This is a genomic window from Flavobacterium daejeonense DSM 17708, from assembly GCF_000425425.1.
Taxonomy (GTDB): Bacteria; Bacteroidota; Bacteroidia; order Flavobacteriales; family Flavobacteriaceae; genus Flavobacterium; species Flavobacterium daejeonense.
In genome coordinates, this window is record NZ_AUDK01000022.1 from 33757 (window position 1) to 52597 (window position 18841).

Below are 18841 nucleotides of genomic sequence, written 5' to 3' on the forward strand. Positions count from 1 at the left end.
TATCAAATATTAATATTATTCTAAGGGAATACTAACCGTAATTGTGGTTCCTTTACCAACTTCTGATTTTACATTAAAAGTTCCATTACACTCTTTAGAACGCGAAATCATATTTTGCAACCCAATTCCTTTCTTTTTAAGATTTACATTAAAACCAATTCCATCATCAGTAATGGTTAACAAAATACTATTTTCCTGTTTTTTCAAATCAACTTTAACAGTAGTTGCCTTTGCGTATTTATTAATATTCTGCAAAGACTCCTGAATAATACGGTACAAATTAATTTTTACCGAATTGACTGCTAAATCCCATCTAATAGTAGAATCGATACTCGAAAATAATTTTACTGAAAACGTCTTCCTTTGTTCCTCAAAAAGATTATCTACAATGGCAACGAAGTTATTAATTAATTCTGATTTTTCCCTGTTCAAGTCATGTGAAATTTCACGAATATCCTGTTCGATATTTTTCAATTCAGCCAGATAATCATTTCGCTGACTAACCGCTAAATCATCATTAAACGGATTCAAGCCTTCCAAGTTCATTCGCACCCCAAACATCCTGCCCAAAACACCGTCGTGCAATTCCTGAGCCACACGTTTTTTTTCCTGAACCCTGTTAGCTTCAATTGTATTTTGCTGGGAAATCATCAGGTTATAAATATCCTCATTAGCTTTCTGTTGCTGTTGCTTATACAAAAGTTCTCTATTCTTCGCCTTTTGTGATTTAATGATATAGATAAACATTCCTAAAATTGCAATCCCGGAGAAAAAATAAACCAGTCGCCTATTTTTAGCCTCTAAATCCGAATTTTCACCTTTTATCTGATCCGTTTCATATTCTATACGGGAAAATTTCTCTCCTATTTTTCGTTCTTCTTTTTGCAAATGTTCATTAATACGGATATATTCTTTGGTGTAAGCCGAAGCATTTTTAGGATCTAATGCCGAAATTTGATTCAAAGCTCTCATCACATCTCGCCCTACATTTGTACTTCTGGCTAAGGCTAGCGCTTCTTTAGAAAATTGCAAGGCTTTCGCAGTATCATGTTTCGAACTATAATATTCCGACAGATGCATTTTACTAATAAACACCCCTGAAGTTAATTTCAAACTATCTCTTAATTCAAGTGATTCATAAAATAAACCTGGAAGACCTCGCTTATCATTAAGCTTTAACTTAGCATAAGCTAAATTATCCAATAGTGAAGCATCGATAGTAGGATCTAAGTTATCTTTTTTTTTCTGTCCAATACCCTTCTCAAAATAATTTTTAGCAATACTATAGTTGTTCAAGCTAGCATACACCATCCCTAAATTCAAATAAGAAATAGCCATAGTCTGACTTTTACCAATTATCTGCATTTGTTCAAGAGTTTTCAACGCTTTATTATGATACATTATTGAATTTTCATATTCTCCTCTACCATTATAAACCATACCAAGTATATTATAGGCATCATAATTTATCTCATTAGCAACCTCTTGATTCTTATGATCCTTAATTATCCTTAAAGCTTTAAAAATCTCTTTTTCACTAGTAATAAAATCTCCCACTCTAAATAACAAATCTGCTTTATTTATGAGTGTTCTGGCTAACTCAAATTTATTATTTAGCCTATCATACATTTTCTCAGACTTATTATAAAATAGAAACGAAGAATCAGAAACTGAAATCACTCTGTAGTAATCTCCTAAATATCCAAATCCTTTTGCAAGACTTAAAGTATCTCCAACTTTTTCAGAATTCTCTAAAATTAAATTTACAGTTTTCTTATACCCTTTCCAATCATTAACATTAAAGTATCTATTGGCAATTTTAAAAAGGTTTGTCCTGTTAAGAGAATCATTAGAGTTTTGAAGAACAATCTCATTTGCTTTGTAAATATATTCTAAACGTTTCTCACGTGACAGATTAAAATCATTAGCTAATGTAAAATAATAAGAAAGACTATCATTCGAAACCTTAAGATATTTATCCCCTGTTTCTTTATGGTTACAACCAAAAAAAACAAACGACAGTAAAGCCAGAAGTAATTTAAAATCAATTGTTCTCAATAGTAATTTGAATTTCTCAAAAATACTAATTTTAAATTAACAGCATAAAAAAAGCTACCTAAATGGTAGCTTTTTTTATATTCAGTATAATAATTTTTTAATTATCAGTTTTAATATTTCTACTTCCTCCATCAATGTTAGCAATGTTATCAGTTTTAATATTTCTACTTCCTCCATCAATGTTAGCAATGTTATCAGTTTTAATATTTCTACTTCCTCCATCAATGTTAGAGATATTATCTGTTTTGATATTTCTACTTCCTCCATCAATTGAAGTAGAAGCTGTGAAAGAAGTTAAAACTAACATTAAAGAGAATAATCCGATTGTTACGATTGATTTTTTCATGACTTGGGTTTTTTATGTTTTAATATTTTTTTACTTATTTATTGAAACCGCTTTTGCGTTATTTCTTGATGTAAAATTACACAGCAAACCCTTATTTCATGAGTGTTTTCAGGCGTTTATGGTAGAATGACCCCGTTTGTGAGTGAATGAACCTCAAATCTGGGTAAACGTACTTATTTTGGAAATTCAAATGATTCCTCTTTAAAATTTCACAAAAAAGAGATCTATTTTCATTTGCAGGATACAAAAAGGAATACATACTTAAGAAGTCAATACATTACTTACCGTATTTCTAATAGGTTTTCTTGACTTTAAGTAATATTAAGTTAAAGCAGGCTGTGCTTTTTTAGATTTCTAAATAATTTCCGTTTGAAATTTCAGAAATAATAAGGTCAATGTTTGCCTTATATGATTTGGAGAAAGGAATTTTGGCAGCAGAATTTTTGATATAACACACTGCATTTCCGGTATGAATTCGGGAAATCAAATTACTATTTACAATATAACTGTTGTGAATTCGAACAAAAGGGAAAGACAAAACATTTTCAAAATGTTTCAACGTTTTAAAAGCCGTAACGGTTTCACCTGTACTTAAATGAATATCCGTTGAATTATTATCCGCCTGCAAATAACAAATATCTCTGGTATCAATATATCTATAATCTCCATAGGATTTAATACACAAAATAAGCGGCTCAGTAACTGTTGGTGTCTCATGCTCGGCTACAAAACTGGTTTTGGAGTCTTCTTCCTCTTTTAACTTTTCTGTCTCAACCACTTTTTCCAAAACTTCAGTAGCTTTTTTTAGTTTTAAGACCAACTTTACAAAATCAATCCGCGCTAAAGGTTTGAGCAAATAATCAGTAACCTGATACTGAATGGCTTCGAAAGCAAAATCCTTTTTAGAAGTAGTAATTATTATTTTCGGAATTACATTTAAATAACGATACAATTCGTTAATCAATGCTAAGGAGAGGTTGCTTTTCTTATTTTTAGGATCAATTTCAAGAAAAACCAGTTGAGGATTGTGCTCTAAAATCAAATTCAAACCTTCTTCGTAGTTATTAGCAGAGCCGACAAAGGTAAGTTCAGAAAAACCTTCAGCTACTGCTTTGGTTTCCATGACACTTTCTGGACTGTCATCAATAATAACGTACGAATAATTCATTTGAGGCACTTTCTAATATAATTAGATCGCACAACATTAGTTTAAAGTATAATTATATAGGTAGTTTGGGGAACTAAATCAAAAATTGGTTTTAGCAAAAAACAACAACTTTCAACTAGCTAAAAATAAACATTTAACTTATTTTTCACATTAAATAGCCTGAGAAATCGATAAAGTACCGATACTAGTTGATAAAGGGTAAATAAATCCGACCAAGAGCAATTCTGTTTTATTTTAATCTTCGTAATTCTACAATTATTTCATCTCAAAAACGAAAAAAGCCCTCCAAAAAGGAGAGCTTTCATCAAAATTGTATAAAAAAATTACATCTTCATTAACCAATTTTTCATCGAAACTTCATTTTCGATAATTCCTGCCAATTCAGAAATTTTAACACGATCCTGTTTCATCGTATCTCTATGACGAATAGTTACTGTTTGATCTTCAATTGTTTGATGATCTACCGTAATACAAAACGGAGTTCCTAATGCATCCTGTCTTCTGTAACGACGTCCGACAGCATCTTTCTCATCATAAGCCACATTGAAATTCCATTTTAAATCAGCAATAATTTGATGTGCAATTTCAGGCAAACCATCTTTTTTTACCAATGGCAAAACAGCCGCTTTTGTAGGCGCTAAAACAGCTGGTAATTTCAACACTGTTCTTGACGAACCATCTTCTAATGTTTCTTCCTGCAAAGAAGTTGCAAAAACAGCCAGAAACATTCTGTCCAAACCTACCGAAGTTTCCACTACATAAGGAACGTAGTTTTCATTTAGTTCAGGATCAAAATATTGTAATTTTCTACCTGAATATTGTTCGTGTGCTTTTAAATCAAAATCAGTACGCGAATGAATTCCTTCTAATTCTTTAAATCCAAAAGGGAAATTAAATTCGATATCCGCAGCAGCATTAGCATAATGCGCTAATTTTTCGTGATCATGGTAACGATAGTTTTCTTTTCCAAGACCTAAAGACAAATGCCATTTTAAACGAGTTTCTTTCCAGTGCTCATACCACTTCATTTCCTCTCCCGGACGTACAAAAAACTGCATTTCCATTTGTTCAAACTCACGCATACGGAAAATAAATTGTCTGGCTACAATCTCATTTCTAAACGCCTTCCCTGTTTGAGCAATCCCAAAAGGGACTTTCATTCTACCAGATTTCTGAACATTTAAAAAGTTCACAAAAATACCCTGAGCGGTTTCCGGACGCAAATACAAATCCATTGCATTATCGGCAGAAGCACCTAATTTGGTTCCAAACATCAAATTGAACTGTTTTACTTCAGTCCAGTTTCTGGAACCTGACTCAGGACAGGCAATTTCTAATTCTTCAATTAACGCTTTTACATCAGCCAAATCCTCATTCCCTAAAGAGCGAGCCATTCTTTCCAAAATTTCTCTTTCTTTAGCTTTATATTCTTTCACGCGGGCATTTGTAGCAACAAATTCCTGCTCGTTGAAAGCATCACCAAAACGAACACGGGCTTTTTCAATTTCTTTGATTGCTTTTTGATTTAACTTTTCAGCATAATCTTCAATCAAAACATCAGCGCGGTATCTTTTTTTCGAATCTTTATTATCAATTAACGGATCATTAAAAGCATCTACGTGTCCGGAAGCTTTCCAGGTAGTTGGATGCATTAATATTGCAGCGTCAAGCCCTACAATATTTTCATTCATCTGAACCATTGCTTTCCACCAATATTCGCGGATGTTCTTTTTTAACTCCACTCCGTTTTGTGCATAATCATAAACTGCACTTAAACCATCGTAAACTTCGCTTGACGGAAAAATAAACCCGTACTCTTTTGCGTGCGAAACTACATTCTTAAATATATCTTCTTGTTTTGCCATAGTGGTGCAAAAATATAAAAAGTGTATTTAAAAAAAAGAAAATAATTAAAGTTTGAACCCTTGATTTTTATAATTTTAGAACAAATAAAGCTTCAAACATGTTTAACAGCATCTTAAATCTTTTTTTTCCTAAAATTTGTCCGGGTTGCGAAGCAATTCTTTTAACTAACGAAAAAGTAATTTGCAGCATTTGCCGTCATAATATCCCGCTTACCAATCATCATTTATTAAAAGAAAACGAAGCTTATCAGAAATTTTACGGAAGAATTCCGCTTGAACATGCTTCGGCATTTTTATATTTTCACAAAAAAGGAATCGTACAAAACCTTATTCATCATCTAAAATACAAAGGGCAACAGGAAATAGGAGATGTTTTAGGTCAATGGTACACCGAAGACTTAGAAACTACCATACAGGCCTTAAGCGCCGACGAAATTATACCCGTTCCTTTGCACCCGAAAAAATTCAAAGAAAGAGGCTATAATCAGGTTACTAATTTCGGAAAATCACTCTCGGAAAAATTACAACTAAAATACAACGACGGCATTTTATTTCGAAAAGTCTATTCGAAAACACAATCTCAAAAAAACCTTTTAGATCGTTCTCAAAATATCGAATCTATTTTTGATGTTCAGTTCACCGAAAAAGACCATAACAAACACTTTATCCTGATTGATGATGTAATCACAACCGGAGCCACACTCGAAGCCTGCAGTCGTGCTTTATTAAAAATACCCGGAACTAAAATCAGCATTATTTGTATGGCAATGGCACAATCTTAACAAAAACAAAACATTGAAAATCAACAAAAAAAGGGATTAAAATCCTAAAAAGCAATTGATTTTTTCTCATAAAAAATAACAAAAAAACAGATTATATCATTTATTTAACGAACAAGTATTTCCAATTCCAAACTTAAATGTTTAATTTTGGATAAATTATTTATAAATCTTAAACAAAAAATATCATGGCTTTTGAATTACCTCAATTACCTTATGCGTACAACGCACTAGAACCACATATTGATGCACGTACAATGGAAATCCACCATACAAAACATCATAATGCTTACACTACTAACCTTAACGCTGCCATTACCGGTACTGATATGGAAGGTAAAACAATTGAAAACATATTAATCAACCTTGATATGTCTAATGCTGCTGTTCGTAATAATGGTGGAGGTTTTTACAACCACAATCTTTTCTGGACTGTAATGTCTCCAAACGGAGGCGGACAACCAACAGGAGAATTATTAGCTGCTATCGAAGCTGCTTTTGGATCTTTTGAAGAATTCAAAGCTAAATTCAGCAAAGCAGGAGCAACACAGTTTGGTTCAGGATGGGCTTGGTTATGTGTACAAAAAGATGGAAAATTAGACGTTTGCGGAACTCCAAACCAAGACAACCCCTTAATGCCAGGTGTTGGATGTGGTGGAACTCCAATCTTAGGAATGGACGTTTGGGAACACGCTTACTACTTAAACTACCAAAACAGAAGACCAGATTATATCGAAGCTTTCTTCAATGTAATTAACTGGACTGAAGTAGCCAGAAGATACGCTTCAGAAAAATAGTATTTTTAGATAAAAGAATACAGAAAATAGAGAATAGACAAATGACTAAAAAGTTATTTGTCTATTTTTTTTGTTTTTATTCCAAAGTTGATTTTATCTTTTTAGAACTTTATTCTAATAAAAAAAGACGAGCCAAATATATATTTCGCTCGTCTTTTACCCTATTTACTTTACTCAACTTTAATCCAATAAAAAAGGTGGAATTGCTTCCACCTTTTTTGCCCCAAATCTACCATAAACTTAACCTACTAATATTATGGTATGACAAATTTATCTCAGATATAACTTAATAACAAATATTCAGGACAAACGACACAAAAAACCGATAAATAACGTGATTTATCAATTAATATGCCCTGGCATCTTTACCTTCATAAAAATTCATGAAAGCGCGGTTCACCACACGGTTTCCTCCCGGCGTAGGATAATCTCCCGTAAAGTACCAGTCACCTAAATTTTTTGGACAAGCTATATGTAAATCTTCTACTGTTTGGAAAATAATTTTAACCTCTGCTTTAATTTCCGGAGAGCTTAACATTTCAGCAATTTTATCTGAAATTTCCTGATCGGTAAACGGTTCATAAATAGCCGACACATAGTTCACCACATCCACATCTTTGAAATCTTCCTGCGATTTACATTTTGCATAAACCTCATCCACAATATGATATAGATTTCTTTCTTTTAAAAGTGCTAATGCCGCTCTAAAAGCAACTAAACCTTCTAATTTAGCCATATCAATTCCGTAACAATCCGGATAACGAATTTGTGGTGCTGAAGAAACAATTACAATTCGTTTTGGATTCAAACGATCCATCATTTTGATGATACTCTTTTTAAGCGTAGTTCCTCTTACAATACTATCATCAATAATCACCAGATTATCTTCAGGCTTAATTACTCCATAAGTTACATCATAAACGTGAGCTACTAAATCATCACGACTATCATCCGCTGTAATAAAAGTTCTTAATTTAGCATCTTTAATCGCTACTTTTTCGGTACGAATTTTAACCTCTAATAATTCCTTTAAAGTTTCTGCAGTTAACGTATTTCTATTTTCTAAGATGCAATTGTTTTTTCTTTGATTTAAAAAATCCTGAGCCGCTTCAACCAATCCAAAGAAAGAAGTTTCCGCTGTATTTGGAATATAAGAAAATACCGTGTTGTCTGTATCCTGATCAATAGCTTTCAAAACTGCCGGCAGGATTAATTTCCCTAAATTTTTTCTTTCCTGATAAATTTCAGCGTCACTTCCTCTGGAGAAATAAATTCGCTCAAAAGAACAGGCTTTTTTAACCGTTGGAGTCAAAATTTCTTTCATTGAAACCGCTCCGTTTTTCTTGATAATCAAAGCACTTCCCGGATCAATTTCTTTAACTTCATCAAATGGGACATTAAAAACTGTTTGGATTACCGGTCTTTCAGAAGCCACCACTACAATTTCATCATCCTGATAAAAATAAGCCGGACGAATTCCAGCCGGATCCCTAAATACAAAAGCATCACCATGACCTAATAAACCAGCCATAGCATATCCTCCATCAAGATTTTTAGCCGAACGCGCCAAAATTTTAGCCACATCCAGTCTTTCTGCAATTACCGGAGAAGCCTCTTGTTTCGAATAACCTTCCGCTTTACAATCCTGATACAACTGCATTACTTCTTTATCTAAAAAGTGACCGATTTTTTCCATTACCGTTACGGTATCAGCCATTTCTTTTGGATGTTGTCCTAATTCAACTAAATTTTGAAACAACTCCTTAACATTAGTCATGTTAAAGTTACCCGCCAAAATTAGGTTACGATGCATCCAGTTACTTTGTCTTAAAAAAGGATGCACACTTTCAATACTATTTTTACCAAAAGTTCCATAACGCACATGCCCCAAGAACAATTCTCCTATATAAGGAATATTCTTTTTTTGCGCCGCCACATCATCAGCATATTCCGGATTAGCAGTCAACTCTTCATTAATTCTTTCATTAATCTGAGTAAACACATCTTGAATAGGCTGAGCCTGATTAGAACGAACTCGGCTAATATATCTCTCTCCCGGCTCCACATCCAGTTTGATACTTGCAAATCCGGCCCCATCCTGCCCACGATTGTGCTGTTTCTCCATCATCAGATACATTTTTTGTATCCCATAAAAGGCAGAACCATACTTTTCTTTGTAATATTCAAGCGGTTTAAGCAGTCTAACTAAAGCTATTCCACATTCATGTTTTAAAGCGTCGCTCATTGTAAATTTATTTGTAGTGTGAGTTTTTTACTAAACTATTAAAAACAATACTAATTAAAAAAGCCCCGTTTCCGAGGCTTCAAAGCATTATAATTCTATATCAAATTGTGTCAATGATTTAAATTGTTTTAATCGCGACACAACTTCTTCTTTATCTAAACTAAGCATTCGTTCTGTTCCAAATTTTTCCACGCAAAAGGAAGCCAAATTGGAACCATAAATAATTGCATTTTTCATATTCTCAAAAGAAACATTTTCACTTTGAGTAATAAATCCGGCGAAACCTCCCGCAAAAGTATCTCCTGCCCCTGTTGGATCAAAAACTTCTTCTAATGGTAATGCCGGCGCAAAAAACACATTGTTTTCATGAAACAACAATGCTCCGTGCTCTCCTTTTTTTATCACCACATATTCCGGCCCCATCGCCTGAATTTTAGCCGCAGCTTTCACTAAAGAATATTCTCCCGAAAGTTGTCTGGCTTCTTCATCATTAATAGTAATAACATCTACACGTTTAATAACGTCCAGTAATTCAGGCAAAGCACAATCCATCCAAAAATTCATAGTATCCAAAACTACTAATTTAGGCTTGCTCTCTAACTGATCCAAAACACCACTTTGTACTAACGGATGCAGGTTTCCAAGCATCACCACATCGGCATTTTTAAAATTTTGAGGAACCTTTGGCTGAAAATCGGCCAAAACATTTAGTTGCGTATCCAAAGTATCTCTTGAATTCAAATCATTGTGATAACGACCGCTCCAAAAGAAAGTTTTACCTCCTTGTACTACTTCAAGACCGGAAATATCAATATTTCTATCCGTCAGTAAATCAATATATTCCTGAGGAAAATCATCTCCAACAACAGAGACGATAGCTGATTGCAGGTTAAAAAAAGCTGCCGAAAGCCCAATATAAGTTCCCGCTCCACCTAAAATCTTATCGGTTTTTCCGAATGGGGTTTCAATTGCGTCGAAAGCAACAGTTCCAACAATCAATAATTTATTCATTTTATGAATTTCGAAATTTAAGCTGCAAAGATAATTTATCTCTTGCAAAGTTGCAAAGTTTTAAGCTCAGTTTATTACTTAGCAGCTTTTGCCTCCAGCTGACTCTTCATATTTCTAAAAGTGTAAAAAGGCGCTTTAGCTATCATCATATTAATAAAAAAAGCCGGAATATTAGATTCGGGATCACCATACAACTGCTGTGTAACCTGAGTATGATTAGCATCCAACTTTTTCAAAGTCCAAATCCCTTTGAATTTTGTTAACCGAACCACATCTTTTTTCTCCTTCACATAATCATTATAAGGCGTAAGCAAAACAACATAATCCTCTTTTCTTTTTTGAAGCTGAACTTTCGAAACATGATCCCGATCTTTCACTGGCCACTCCACATCATTATGGATATAAAAAATCCAGGTCGAGTCATTTATTTTTTTTACCAAATCCGACTCCGCTATCCTGTAACTCCAGTTTTTAAGATTTTTTATATCAAGAATTTTTTTCAGCACCGTATCAACTGGCGACTTAACCTGCATGGTTACCTTATATTCTTTTATTGCAACCGAATCGGTTTTTCGGGTATAGACCTTTATCCCTTCTTTATCAATAGCTAACTCCCACGGCCTTTGCTGAAAAACAAAACCGGAGAACATAAAAATGAAAATAAAAAAGAATTTAGTCATCTTGTGAATTTATAAAAAATCAAATCAATTTTCCGTCTTCATTTTCATAAAAAGCATCAATTGACAAACTCTTTTGGTTGGAAGCAAAAACAGCCAACTCATCACAACGTTCATTTTGAGGATGACTATTATGCCCTTTAATCCACTTAAAATCCACCTGATGTTTGCGATACACTTTTAAAAAGCGCTGCCACAAATCGGCATTTTTTCTTCCTGCAAAAGCTTTTTTTTCCCAACCTAAAACCCATTTCTTAACCACAGAATCCACTACATACTTAGAATCTGAAACAACCAGCACTTTCATATTCGGATTTTTTAATTTTTCTAACCCTACGATTACCGCCAACAATTCCATTCTGTTATTTGTAGTATAACGAAACCCCTCATAAAACTCTTTTTTATGAGTTGTCCCCACTAATTCCATAATGACTCCATAACCTCCGGGGCCGGGATTCCCCTTTGCAGCACCATCAGTATATATATGTACCTGATATTCCAATTTTACGATTTAGCCTTTAACAAATCAGCAACAACTCCCGGAAAATACTTTTGTTCCAATTCATGAATTTTTTCAGCCACTACCTCAGGCGTATCAGTCTCTAAAACGGTTAGCTGTTTTTGAAAAATAATTGCCCCTTCATCATAATGTTCGTTCACATAATGAATGGTAATTCCTGTTTCTTTTTCTCTGTTTTCTACAACCGCCTTATGCACATGCATCCCATACATCCCTTTTCCGCCATATTTTGGCAACAAGGCAGGATGTATATTAATAATTTTATCCGGATAAGCCTCAATGACAGCATCCGGAAATTTTAATAGAAAACCAGCCAAAACTATCAAATCAGGTTGAATATCATTTATTTTTTGTAATAATTCACTTTCGTTTAATTCTGATTTTGTAAAAATCACGCAAGGAACATTATTATTTTTTGCCCTGTCAATCACTTTTGCATTTGCATTATTAGTAAAAACACTTACTACTTCGGCAAGAGCCGTTCCTTGAAAATATTTAATAATATTTTCAGCATTTGTCCCAGATCCAGAAGCAAAAACAACAATTTTTTTCATATTTCATCTCATTTAAGTCACACAAAAAAAAGAATAAAAAACGAAATTAAATAGCTTTGATATCTCTTTGTTTAAAATTATTTTTTATTTTAGATGTCACATTTATCAACTTAATAGTTGTTTTAAAATAAAGTTTTTTATTTTTGCCACAAAATTAAATTCTAAAATTAAAGATTATGTCAGACATTGCATCAAGAGTAAAAGCGATTATCGTAGACAAATTAGGCGTTGACGAAAACGAAGTTGTAACAGAAGCAAGCTTCACTAATGATTTAGGAGCTGACTCATTAGACACTGTTGAGCTTATTATGGAATTCGAAAAAGAATTCGATATTCAAATTCCAGACGATCAAGCTGAAAACATTGCTACTGTTGGTCAAGCTATTTCTTACATCGAAGAAGCTAAAAAATAATAAATATTCACCCATATCTGAATTTTAGGTATGGGTGTTATTATTTTTTCAATTGAGAATTACAGATTGAATTTCAATCAAAAAAGATACACACAATCTAAATCACCCACTACTTTATAATTATACAGTAAAGAGAGTGGGTTTATTTGTTAATACATAACAAAATTTAAATGTATGGAATTAAGGCGAGTAGTTGTAACAGGTTTAGGAGCGCTTACCCCAATAGGTAATACTGTTGAGGAGTATTGGAATAGTCTTATTAACGGAGTTAGCGGAGCTGCACCAATCACTTATTTTGACGCGTCAAAATTCAAAACACAGTTTGCTTGTGAATTAAAAAACTTCAATGTTGAAAATTTTATTGATCGCAAGGAAGCCAGAAAAATGGATCGCTTTACACAATATGCAGTAGTTTCTGCAACTGAGGCGATGGAAGATGCCAATTTCGATTTAGACAAAATTGATGTTGACAGAGCAGGAGTTATTTGGGGTTCAGGTATCGGAGGTTTAGAAACTTTTCAAATAGAAATGCTAAACTATGCCGCTGGTGACGGGACACCAAAATTTAACCCTTTCTTCATCCCTAAAATGATTGGCGATATTGCTTGCGGGCATATTTCCATAAAATACGGTTTTAGAGGACCAAATTTCGGAACTGTTTCTGCTTGTGCTTCTTCTACAAACGCTATTATTGACGCATTCAACTATATCCGCTTAGGTCATGCTGACGTAATGGTAACCGGAGGTTCTGAAGCCGCAGTAACTATTGCAGGAATGGGAGGTTTTAACGCTTTACACGCATTATCCACAAGAAATGACGCCCCTGAAACAGCTTCAAGACCGATGGACAAAGACAGAGATGGTTTTGTTTTAGGTGAAGGTGCCGGAGCGTTAATCTTAGAAGAATACGAGCATGCAATTGCACGTGGCGCTAAAATCTATTGTGAAATAGGCGGAGGCGGTATGTCTGCTGATGCTCACCACATTACAGCTCCACATCCGGAAGGATTAGGTGCCAAAAATGTAATGCTAAACTGCTTGAGAGATGCCGGTTTAAAACCAACTGACGTTGATGGTGTTAACATGCACGGAACTTCAACTCCACTTGGAGATCAGGCCGAATCAAAAGCTATTTTACAAGTTTTTGGAGAACATGCTTACACCATGAACTTGAATTCTACAAAATCTATGACCGGTCACTTGTTAGGAGCTGCCGGAGCTATTGAAACAATTGCTTCTATTCTGTCTTTAAAACACGGAATTGTTCCTCCGACAATTAATCATTTTACAGATGACGAAACTATCGATCCAAAATTAAACTTCACTTTCAATACGGCTCAAAAAAGAGAAATGAATGTGGTTATGAGCAACACTTTTGGTTTTGGAGGTCATAATGCTTGTGTATTAGTGAAAAAATTAGGATTCTAATTTGATACTATGAGTATATTCAAAAAAATATTCAAAAAATCCCGTTCTCAAGAAGACGGGATTTTTTTTGATGCCATCCAAAAAATACTGGGATTTCCCCCTGGAAAACTGAGTCATTACCAAAAAGCCTTTACACATCGCTCCTCCGGAAAAACCGATGCAACAGGAAATCCTGTTAGCTATGAACGCTTGGAATTTCTTGGCGATGCCATGTTAAGCTCAGTAATTGCGGCACATTTATTTAACGAAGTACCACACGGAGACGAAGGTTACTTAACTAAAATGCGCTCAAAAATTGTCAGCAGAGAACACCTTAATGAATTGGGAAAAGATTTAGATCTGATACGATTTGTTGACAGCAAAGTTCCGGTGCAACATTTTGGTGAAAACATCCACGGCAATATTTTTGAATCACTCATTGGAGCTATTTATCTGGACAAAGGCTATTTTTTCTGCGAAAAATTCATTCAAAAAAAAGTAATTACTCCTTATGTTGACATTCCCCGACTGGAAGGAAAAGTTATCAGCTACAAAAGTTTAATTATCGAATGGTGTCAAAAAGAAAAAAGACAATTTCATTATGACATTTACGAAGACAACGCCATAGATGGGCAGCGTTTATTTGGAGTAAAATTAAGCATTGATGAAAAAGTAGTTGCAAAAGCACGTGCAACTTCTAAAAAGAAAGCCGAAGAAAAAGCTTCCCAACGCGCTTATTTTGCATTTCAGGAAAAAATGAACAAAAAATAAGACTATTTTTCTTTACTCTACAACGTTTTCGTTTTAAATTTAACGAATTCCTTGTATTTTCAACACTTAAACTTAGGGAGAAATAGTATATTTACATCTTTATTTTTAAAGAAGATGGCTGTTCATAAACTAAGTCTTGATGAATTTGACGAAATAGACTATAATCTAATCGCAATTCACACATCTTTAGACGATTATAGATTGGCATATTTTATCAATCAAAAACTTCCCATAAATCTCGCCAAGAGCGAAGATGAAGTTCATATAAATGTCAAAGAAGGCGAAACAATGTTTTCGAGATTTTATTTTTATGACGAAGAAAATACTGTGTCCTGGAATTTGGTTCAAAACAAAAATGAAGTTGTACCGGGCAATAACTTTCAGGCTCAGGATTTATTTTCAAACACAGAGGAAGGTATTTCAGCAAAAGCATATTTGTTGCCCGAATTAAAAAAAGCCGACTATTTTTTAAAAATAGACAACACCGATGACAGCATTGATGTAAATACAATAAAGACAATATTAAATACAATAGACAATATAACAGCAGTTTATACTGTTGAAACAAAACAAATAAAATCTAAAAACAATCTAATTTTTTAACGCAAATGATTACTACAAACAAGAAAACTAAAATTGTGGCTACTCTTGGGCCTGCTTGCAGCACGAGAGAAACCATAAAAGATATGGTTGAAGCAGGTGTAAATGTATTTAGAATCAATTTCTCTCATGCTGATTACAATGATGTAAAAAACAGAATTGAAATCATCAGAGGACTTAACAAAGAATTTGGATACACTACAGCCATTCTAGCAGACTTACAAGGGCCAAAACTTCGTGTTGGAGTAATGAACGACGGCGTTGTTGTAAACGACGGTGATTTGATCACCTTTACTACTGCCGAAGACATTGTAGGAACTGCCGAAAGAGTTTTCATGAAATACCAAAACTTTCCAAACGACGTAAATCCGGGAGAAAGAATCTTACTAGACGACGGAAAATTAATTTTCGAAATCGTTTCTACAGATAAAAAAACTGAAGTAGTTGCCAAAGTAATTCAAGGTGGTGAATTGAAATCTAAAAAAGGAGTTAACTTACCAAACACTAAAATTTCTCTTCCTGCATTAACAGAAAAAGATATCGCTGACGCTATTTTTGCCATTGAACAAAAAGTAGACTGGATTGCTCTTTCTTTCGTAAAAACACCACAGGATTTGAAAGATCTTCAGGATTTAATTGCAGAACACTCTGAATACAAAATTCCAATTATTGCCAAAATCGAAATGCCGGAAGCATTAGAAAACATGGACAAAATTGTAGCTTATTGCGACGGTTTAATGGTGGCTCGTGGAGATCTTGGAGTTGAATTACCAGCTCACGAAGTTCCATTAGTACAAAAAGACTTAATCCGCAGAGCTAAAACAGCCAGAATTCCGGTTATCGTTGCTACTCAAATGATGGAAACGATGATTAGTAGTTTAACCCCAACCCGTGCCGAAGTTAATGACGTTGCTAACTCGGTTATGGATGGTGCCGATGCAGTAATGCTTTCGGGAGAAACAGCTGCCGGAAACTACCCGGTACAGGTAATTAAAAAAATGACTCAAATTTGCGAAGCAGTAGAAAACTCTCCGTTAATTCAGGTTCCACAAAATACACCACAAATTAAAACGAATCGTTTTATCACTAAAACTATTTGTCGCCATGCTGCTGTAATGGCAAATTCTATTGAAGCAAAAGCTATTTCTACAATGACTAACAGTGGTTACACAGCATTTCAATTATCTGCCTGGAGACCTAACACTGCCGAAATTTTAGTTTTCACTTCTAACGAAAGAATCCTTACGCAATTAAACTTACTATGGGGTGTTAGAACTTTTTTCTATGATAAAGAAGAAAGTACAGATACTACTGTAACGGAAATCAACAATATTGCTAAAGAAAATGGGCATGTTCAAGCCGGTGACTACATCATCAACCTGGCTTCGATGCCTATTAAAGAAAGAGGAATGGTTAATACCTTGAGAGTTTCTGAAATTAGCTAAAAAACTATTTTCCTTAAATACTAAGTCCGTCCCGATTTATCGTGACGGATTTTTTTATTCAAAAAACTTTCAACGGAACTAAATTCATTTTTAAATAGCGAATAACAAATTTTATCTTCAAAATAATTCTTCAGGAATTATCCTGCGAAAATTTTAAGACTATTTAAACATTCAAATGCAAAATAAAATTTATATTTGACTAATATAAAATGAATGTATTATGAATTTTAAATCTAAAAATCCGTTTTTAAACAATAAAAGCTTTTCGTCAACTTCGAGAACCGAACAAGTACACGAAGCAACTGTAATTGGTTCCGAACAAGAAATGACGCTTTCAGGAACCATCAACAAAACCATTTTATTATTTTTATTACTTACAGCATCGGCAATGGTAATCTGGTGGTTGACTTTTAATGGAATGAACCCTATTATCCCCGCTATCGGAGGAGCAATAATCGGATTAATTCTGGTGGTTATTTCCTCTTTCAAACCGCAGTATTCATCTTATCTTGCTCCGGGTTATGCCCTGTTTGAAGGCTTATTTATCGGAGGAATTTCAGCTATTTTTGAAGTTCAATATCCGGGTATTGTTATCCAGGCTGTTGGAGCTACTTTTGTCACTTTTGCCGTTTGTTTAGGATTATACAAATATCAAATTGTAAAAGTTACCGAACAATTTAAATCGATTGTATTAGCCGCAACCTTAGCGATTGCAACTTATTATTTAATTTCCTGGTTGTTTTCTTTATTTACAAGCTTCCAGCCTGTACATTATGGAAATTCTTTATGGAGTATTGGCATCAGTGTTTTTGTAATTGTAATTGCAGCCTTAAACTTATTTTTAGACTTTGACCAAATTGAGCAAGGTGTTCAAAAAAGAATGCCAAAATACATGGAATGGTTTGGTGCTATGGGACTAATGATTACCTTGGTTTGGCTTTATGTTGAATTCTTAAGATTACTTTCCAAATTATCCAGCAGAGATTAATTTTGTAACAAAATATTCAATACTAACCCTTCTCACAAAGAAGGGTTTCTTTTTTTATTTAAAAGTCAAATTTTAATTGCACTGCAACCACAGCTTTTTTCACTTCAGTATTCAAATTACTCATTGAAATCCCCAATAAACGAACGGAATCTTTCATGCGCTCCTGATATAATAATTCTTTAACCGTTTCCAGAATCAAACCTTTATCAACAATAAAATAAGGCAAAGTTTTACTTCGGGTTTGCTGTGTAAAATCGCTAAACTTAATTTTTAAAGTCACTGTTTTTCCGGAAACTTTATGCTTTTTAAGTCTGCGCTCCAAACTATTCGCAATCAGTTCCAGTTGTTCCAACATAAAAACTTCAGAAGAAAGATTTACTTCAAAAGTATGTTCGGCAGCCACCGATTTTGCAATGCGACTGGGTTTTACCTCACTATTATGAATACCGCGCACTACGTTGTAGTAATAACTTCCTGACTTACCAAAGTGTTTTTCTAAAAATTCTAAAGATTTACTTTTCAGTTCCAATCCGGAAAAAATACCCAACTGATACATTTTTTCGGTCGTGACTTTACCAACTCCGTAAAATTTCCGAATAGGCAAAACTTCCAAAAACGGAATTACTTCCTCAGGAGTAACCGTTTTTTGCCCGTTAGGTTTATTATAATCACTGGCAATTTTAGCCACAAATTTATTAATCGAAATCCCTGCTGAAGCCGTTAATCCCACTTCATTATAAATACGATTTCGAATTTCCTGCGCTAACAAACTGGCACTGGGATTCCCTTTTTTGTTTTGGGTCACATCCAAATAAGCCTCATCCAGAGAAAGCGGTTCAATCAAATCAGTGTAATCTCGAAAAATTTTATGAATTTGATTCGAAATTTCCTTATATCGTTCAAAACGCGGACGAACAAATATAATTTCAGGACAATTTCTCTTAGCCAAAATCCCGCTCATAGCCGAACGAACGCCAAATTTTCGAGCCTCATAACTGGCCGCTGCCACCACACCCCGATTTTCGGCACCACCAACCGCAATAGGTTTTCCCTGAAGTTCAGGATTATCCATTTGCTCCACAGAAGCAAAAAAAGCATCCATATCGATGTGTATGATTTTTCTATTCGGATTCATTTCGGACATAGAACAAAATTAGGCTCAATTTTTCAAAATGAAATCAATAAACTCAAAATATT

General features: G+C 34.1%; 18 protein-coding genes. 8 read left to right on the forward strand and 10 right to left on the reverse strand.

The window, feature by feature from the left end; all coding sequences use genetic code 11:
- Positions 1 to 15: 15 nt before the first annotated feature.
- The 4 genes from H599_RS0114520 to H599_RS0114540 form a co-directional block, all read right to left on the reverse strand.
- A complete protein-coding gene (locus H599_RS0114520) occupies positions 16 to 2058 on the reverse strand; it encodes a tetratricopeptide repeat-containing sensor histidine kinase (RefSeq protein WP_026714796.1) in 2043 nt (680 codons plus the stop codon).
- A gap of 97 nt (positions 2059 to 2155) precedes the next feature.
- On the reverse strand, positions 2156 to 2404 hold the full coding sequence (locus tag H599_RS0114525; protein WP_155960793.1) for a hypothetical protein: 249 nt from the start codon (positions 2402 to 2404) through the stop codon (positions 2156 to 2158).
- Positions 2405 to 2750: 346 nt separating this feature from the next.
- Positions 2751 to 3572 carry a LytR/AlgR family response regulator transcription factor gene (locus H599_RS0114535; protein ID WP_026714799.1) on the reverse strand — a complete coding sequence of 274 codons (822 nt, stop codon included), beginning with the start codon at positions 3570 to 3572 and terminating at the stop codon, positions 2751 to 2753.
- Positions 3573 to 3895: 323 nt separating this feature from the next.
- The gene (locus tag H599_RS0114540; RefSeq protein ID WP_026714800.1) at positions 3896 to 5437 is read right to left on the reverse strand and encodes a glycine--tRNA ligase; all 1542 of its coding nucleotides are present in this window, start codon (positions 5435 to 5437) and stop codon (positions 3896 to 3898) included.
- A 98-nt stretch (positions 5438 to 5535) separates the two neighbouring features.
- On the opposite strand from H599_RS0114540, the gene H599_RS0114545 reads away from it, so the two are divergent.
- Both H599_RS0114545 and H599_RS0114550 read left to right on the forward strand, forming a co-directional pair.
- The gene (locus H599_RS0114545; protein WP_026714801.1) at positions 5536 to 6219 is read left to right on the forward strand and encodes a ComF family protein; all 684 of its coding nucleotides are present in this window, start codon (positions 5536 to 5538) and stop codon (positions 6217 to 6219) included.
- A 185-nt stretch (positions 6220 to 6404) separates the two neighbouring features.
- Positions 6405 to 7013, forward strand: a complete 609-nt coding sequence (locus H599_RS0114550; RefSeq protein WP_026714802.1) for a superoxide dismutase — start codon at positions 6405 to 6407, stop codon at positions 7011 to 7013.
- A 346-nt stretch (positions 7014 to 7359) separates the two neighbouring features.
- On the opposite strand, the gene H599_RS0114555 is transcribed toward H599_RS0114550, so the two are convergent.
- The 5 genes from H599_RS0114555 to purN form a co-directional block, all read right to left on the reverse strand.
- Positions 7360 to 9258 carry an amidophosphoribosyltransferase gene (locus H599_RS0114555; RefSeq protein ID WP_026714803.1) on the reverse strand — a complete coding sequence of 633 codons (1899 nt, stop codon included), beginning with the start codon at positions 9256 to 9258 and terminating at the stop codon, positions 7360 to 7362.
- Positions 9259 to 9345: 87 nt separating this feature from the next.
- Positions 9346 to 10269: a PfkB family carbohydrate kinase gene (locus tag H599_RS0114560; protein WP_026714804.1), complete on the reverse strand. Its 924-nt coding sequence runs from the start codon at positions 10267 to 10269 to the stop codon at positions 9346 to 9348.
- Between the two features lie 74 nt (positions 10270 to 10343).
- Positions 10344 to 10949 carry an START domain-containing protein gene (locus H599_RS0114565; protein WP_026714805.1) on the reverse strand — a complete coding sequence of 202 codons (606 nt, stop codon included), beginning with the start codon at positions 10947 to 10949 and terminating at the stop codon, positions 10344 to 10346.
- 19 nt (positions 10950 to 10968) lie between these two features.
- Positions 10969 to 11448, reverse strand: a complete 480-nt coding sequence (rnhA, locus tag H599_RS0114570; protein ID WP_026714806.1) for a ribonuclease HI — start codon at positions 11446 to 11448, stop codon at positions 10969 to 10971.
- A gap of 2 nt (positions 11449 to 11450) precedes the next feature.
- The gene (gene purN / locus H599_RS0114575) at positions 11451 to 12020 is read right to left on the reverse strand and encodes a phosphoribosylglycinamide formyltransferase (RefSeq protein WP_026714807.1); all 570 of its coding nucleotides are present in this window, start codon (positions 12018 to 12020) and stop codon (positions 11451 to 11453) included.
- 176 nt (positions 12021 to 12196) lie between these two features.
- Between purN and H599_RS0114580 the strand changes: the two genes are divergently transcribed.
- The 6 genes from H599_RS0114580 (at position 12197) to H599_RS0114605 (ending at position 17644) form a co-directional block, all read left to right on the forward strand.
- Positions 12197 to 12433 (forward strand): acyl carrier protein, encoded by a 237-nt coding sequence (locus tag H599_RS0114580; protein ID WP_007137004.1) that lies wholly within the window; start codon positions 12197 to 12199, stop codon positions 12431 to 12433.
- 174 nt (positions 12434 to 12607) lie between these two features.
- On the forward strand, positions 12608 to 13861 hold the full coding sequence (gene fabF, locus H599_RS0114585; RefSeq protein WP_026714808.1) for a beta-ketoacyl-ACP synthase II: 1254 nt from the start codon (positions 12608 to 12610) through the stop codon (positions 13859 to 13861).
- Between the two features lie 9 nt (positions 13862 to 13870).
- Entirely contained in the window at positions 13871 to 14611 is a 741-nt protein-coding gene (locus H599_RS0114590) for a ribonuclease III family protein (protein ID WP_026714809.1), read from the forward strand.
- Between the two features lie 114 nt (positions 14612 to 14725).
- A complete protein-coding gene (locus H599_RS0114595) occupies positions 14726 to 15214 on the forward strand; it encodes an IPExxxVDY family protein (RefSeq protein WP_026714810.1) in 489 nt (162 codons plus the stop codon).
- Positions 15215 to 15222: 8 nt separating this feature from the next.
- Complete coding sequence (gene pyk / locus H599_RS0114600; RefSeq protein WP_026714811.1) at positions 15223 to 16656, forward strand: pyruvate kinase; 1434 nt, start codon at positions 15223 to 15225, stop codon at positions 16654 to 16656.
- Positions 16657 to 16876: 220 nt separating this feature from the next.
- The gene (locus H599_RS0114605; protein ID WP_026714812.1) at positions 16877 to 17644 is read left to right on the forward strand and encodes a Bax inhibitor-1/YccA family protein; all 768 of its coding nucleotides are present in this window, start codon (positions 16877 to 16879) and stop codon (positions 17642 to 17644) included.
- A 58-nt stretch (positions 17645 to 17702) separates the two neighbouring features.
- On the opposite strand, the gene dinB is transcribed toward H599_RS0114605, so the two are convergent.
- On the reverse strand, positions 17703 to 18788 hold the full coding sequence (dinB, locus tag H599_RS0114610) for a DNA polymerase IV (protein WP_026714813.1): 1086 nt from the start codon (positions 18786 to 18788) through the stop codon (positions 17703 to 17705).
- Positions 18789 to 18841 lie beyond the last annotated feature (53 nt).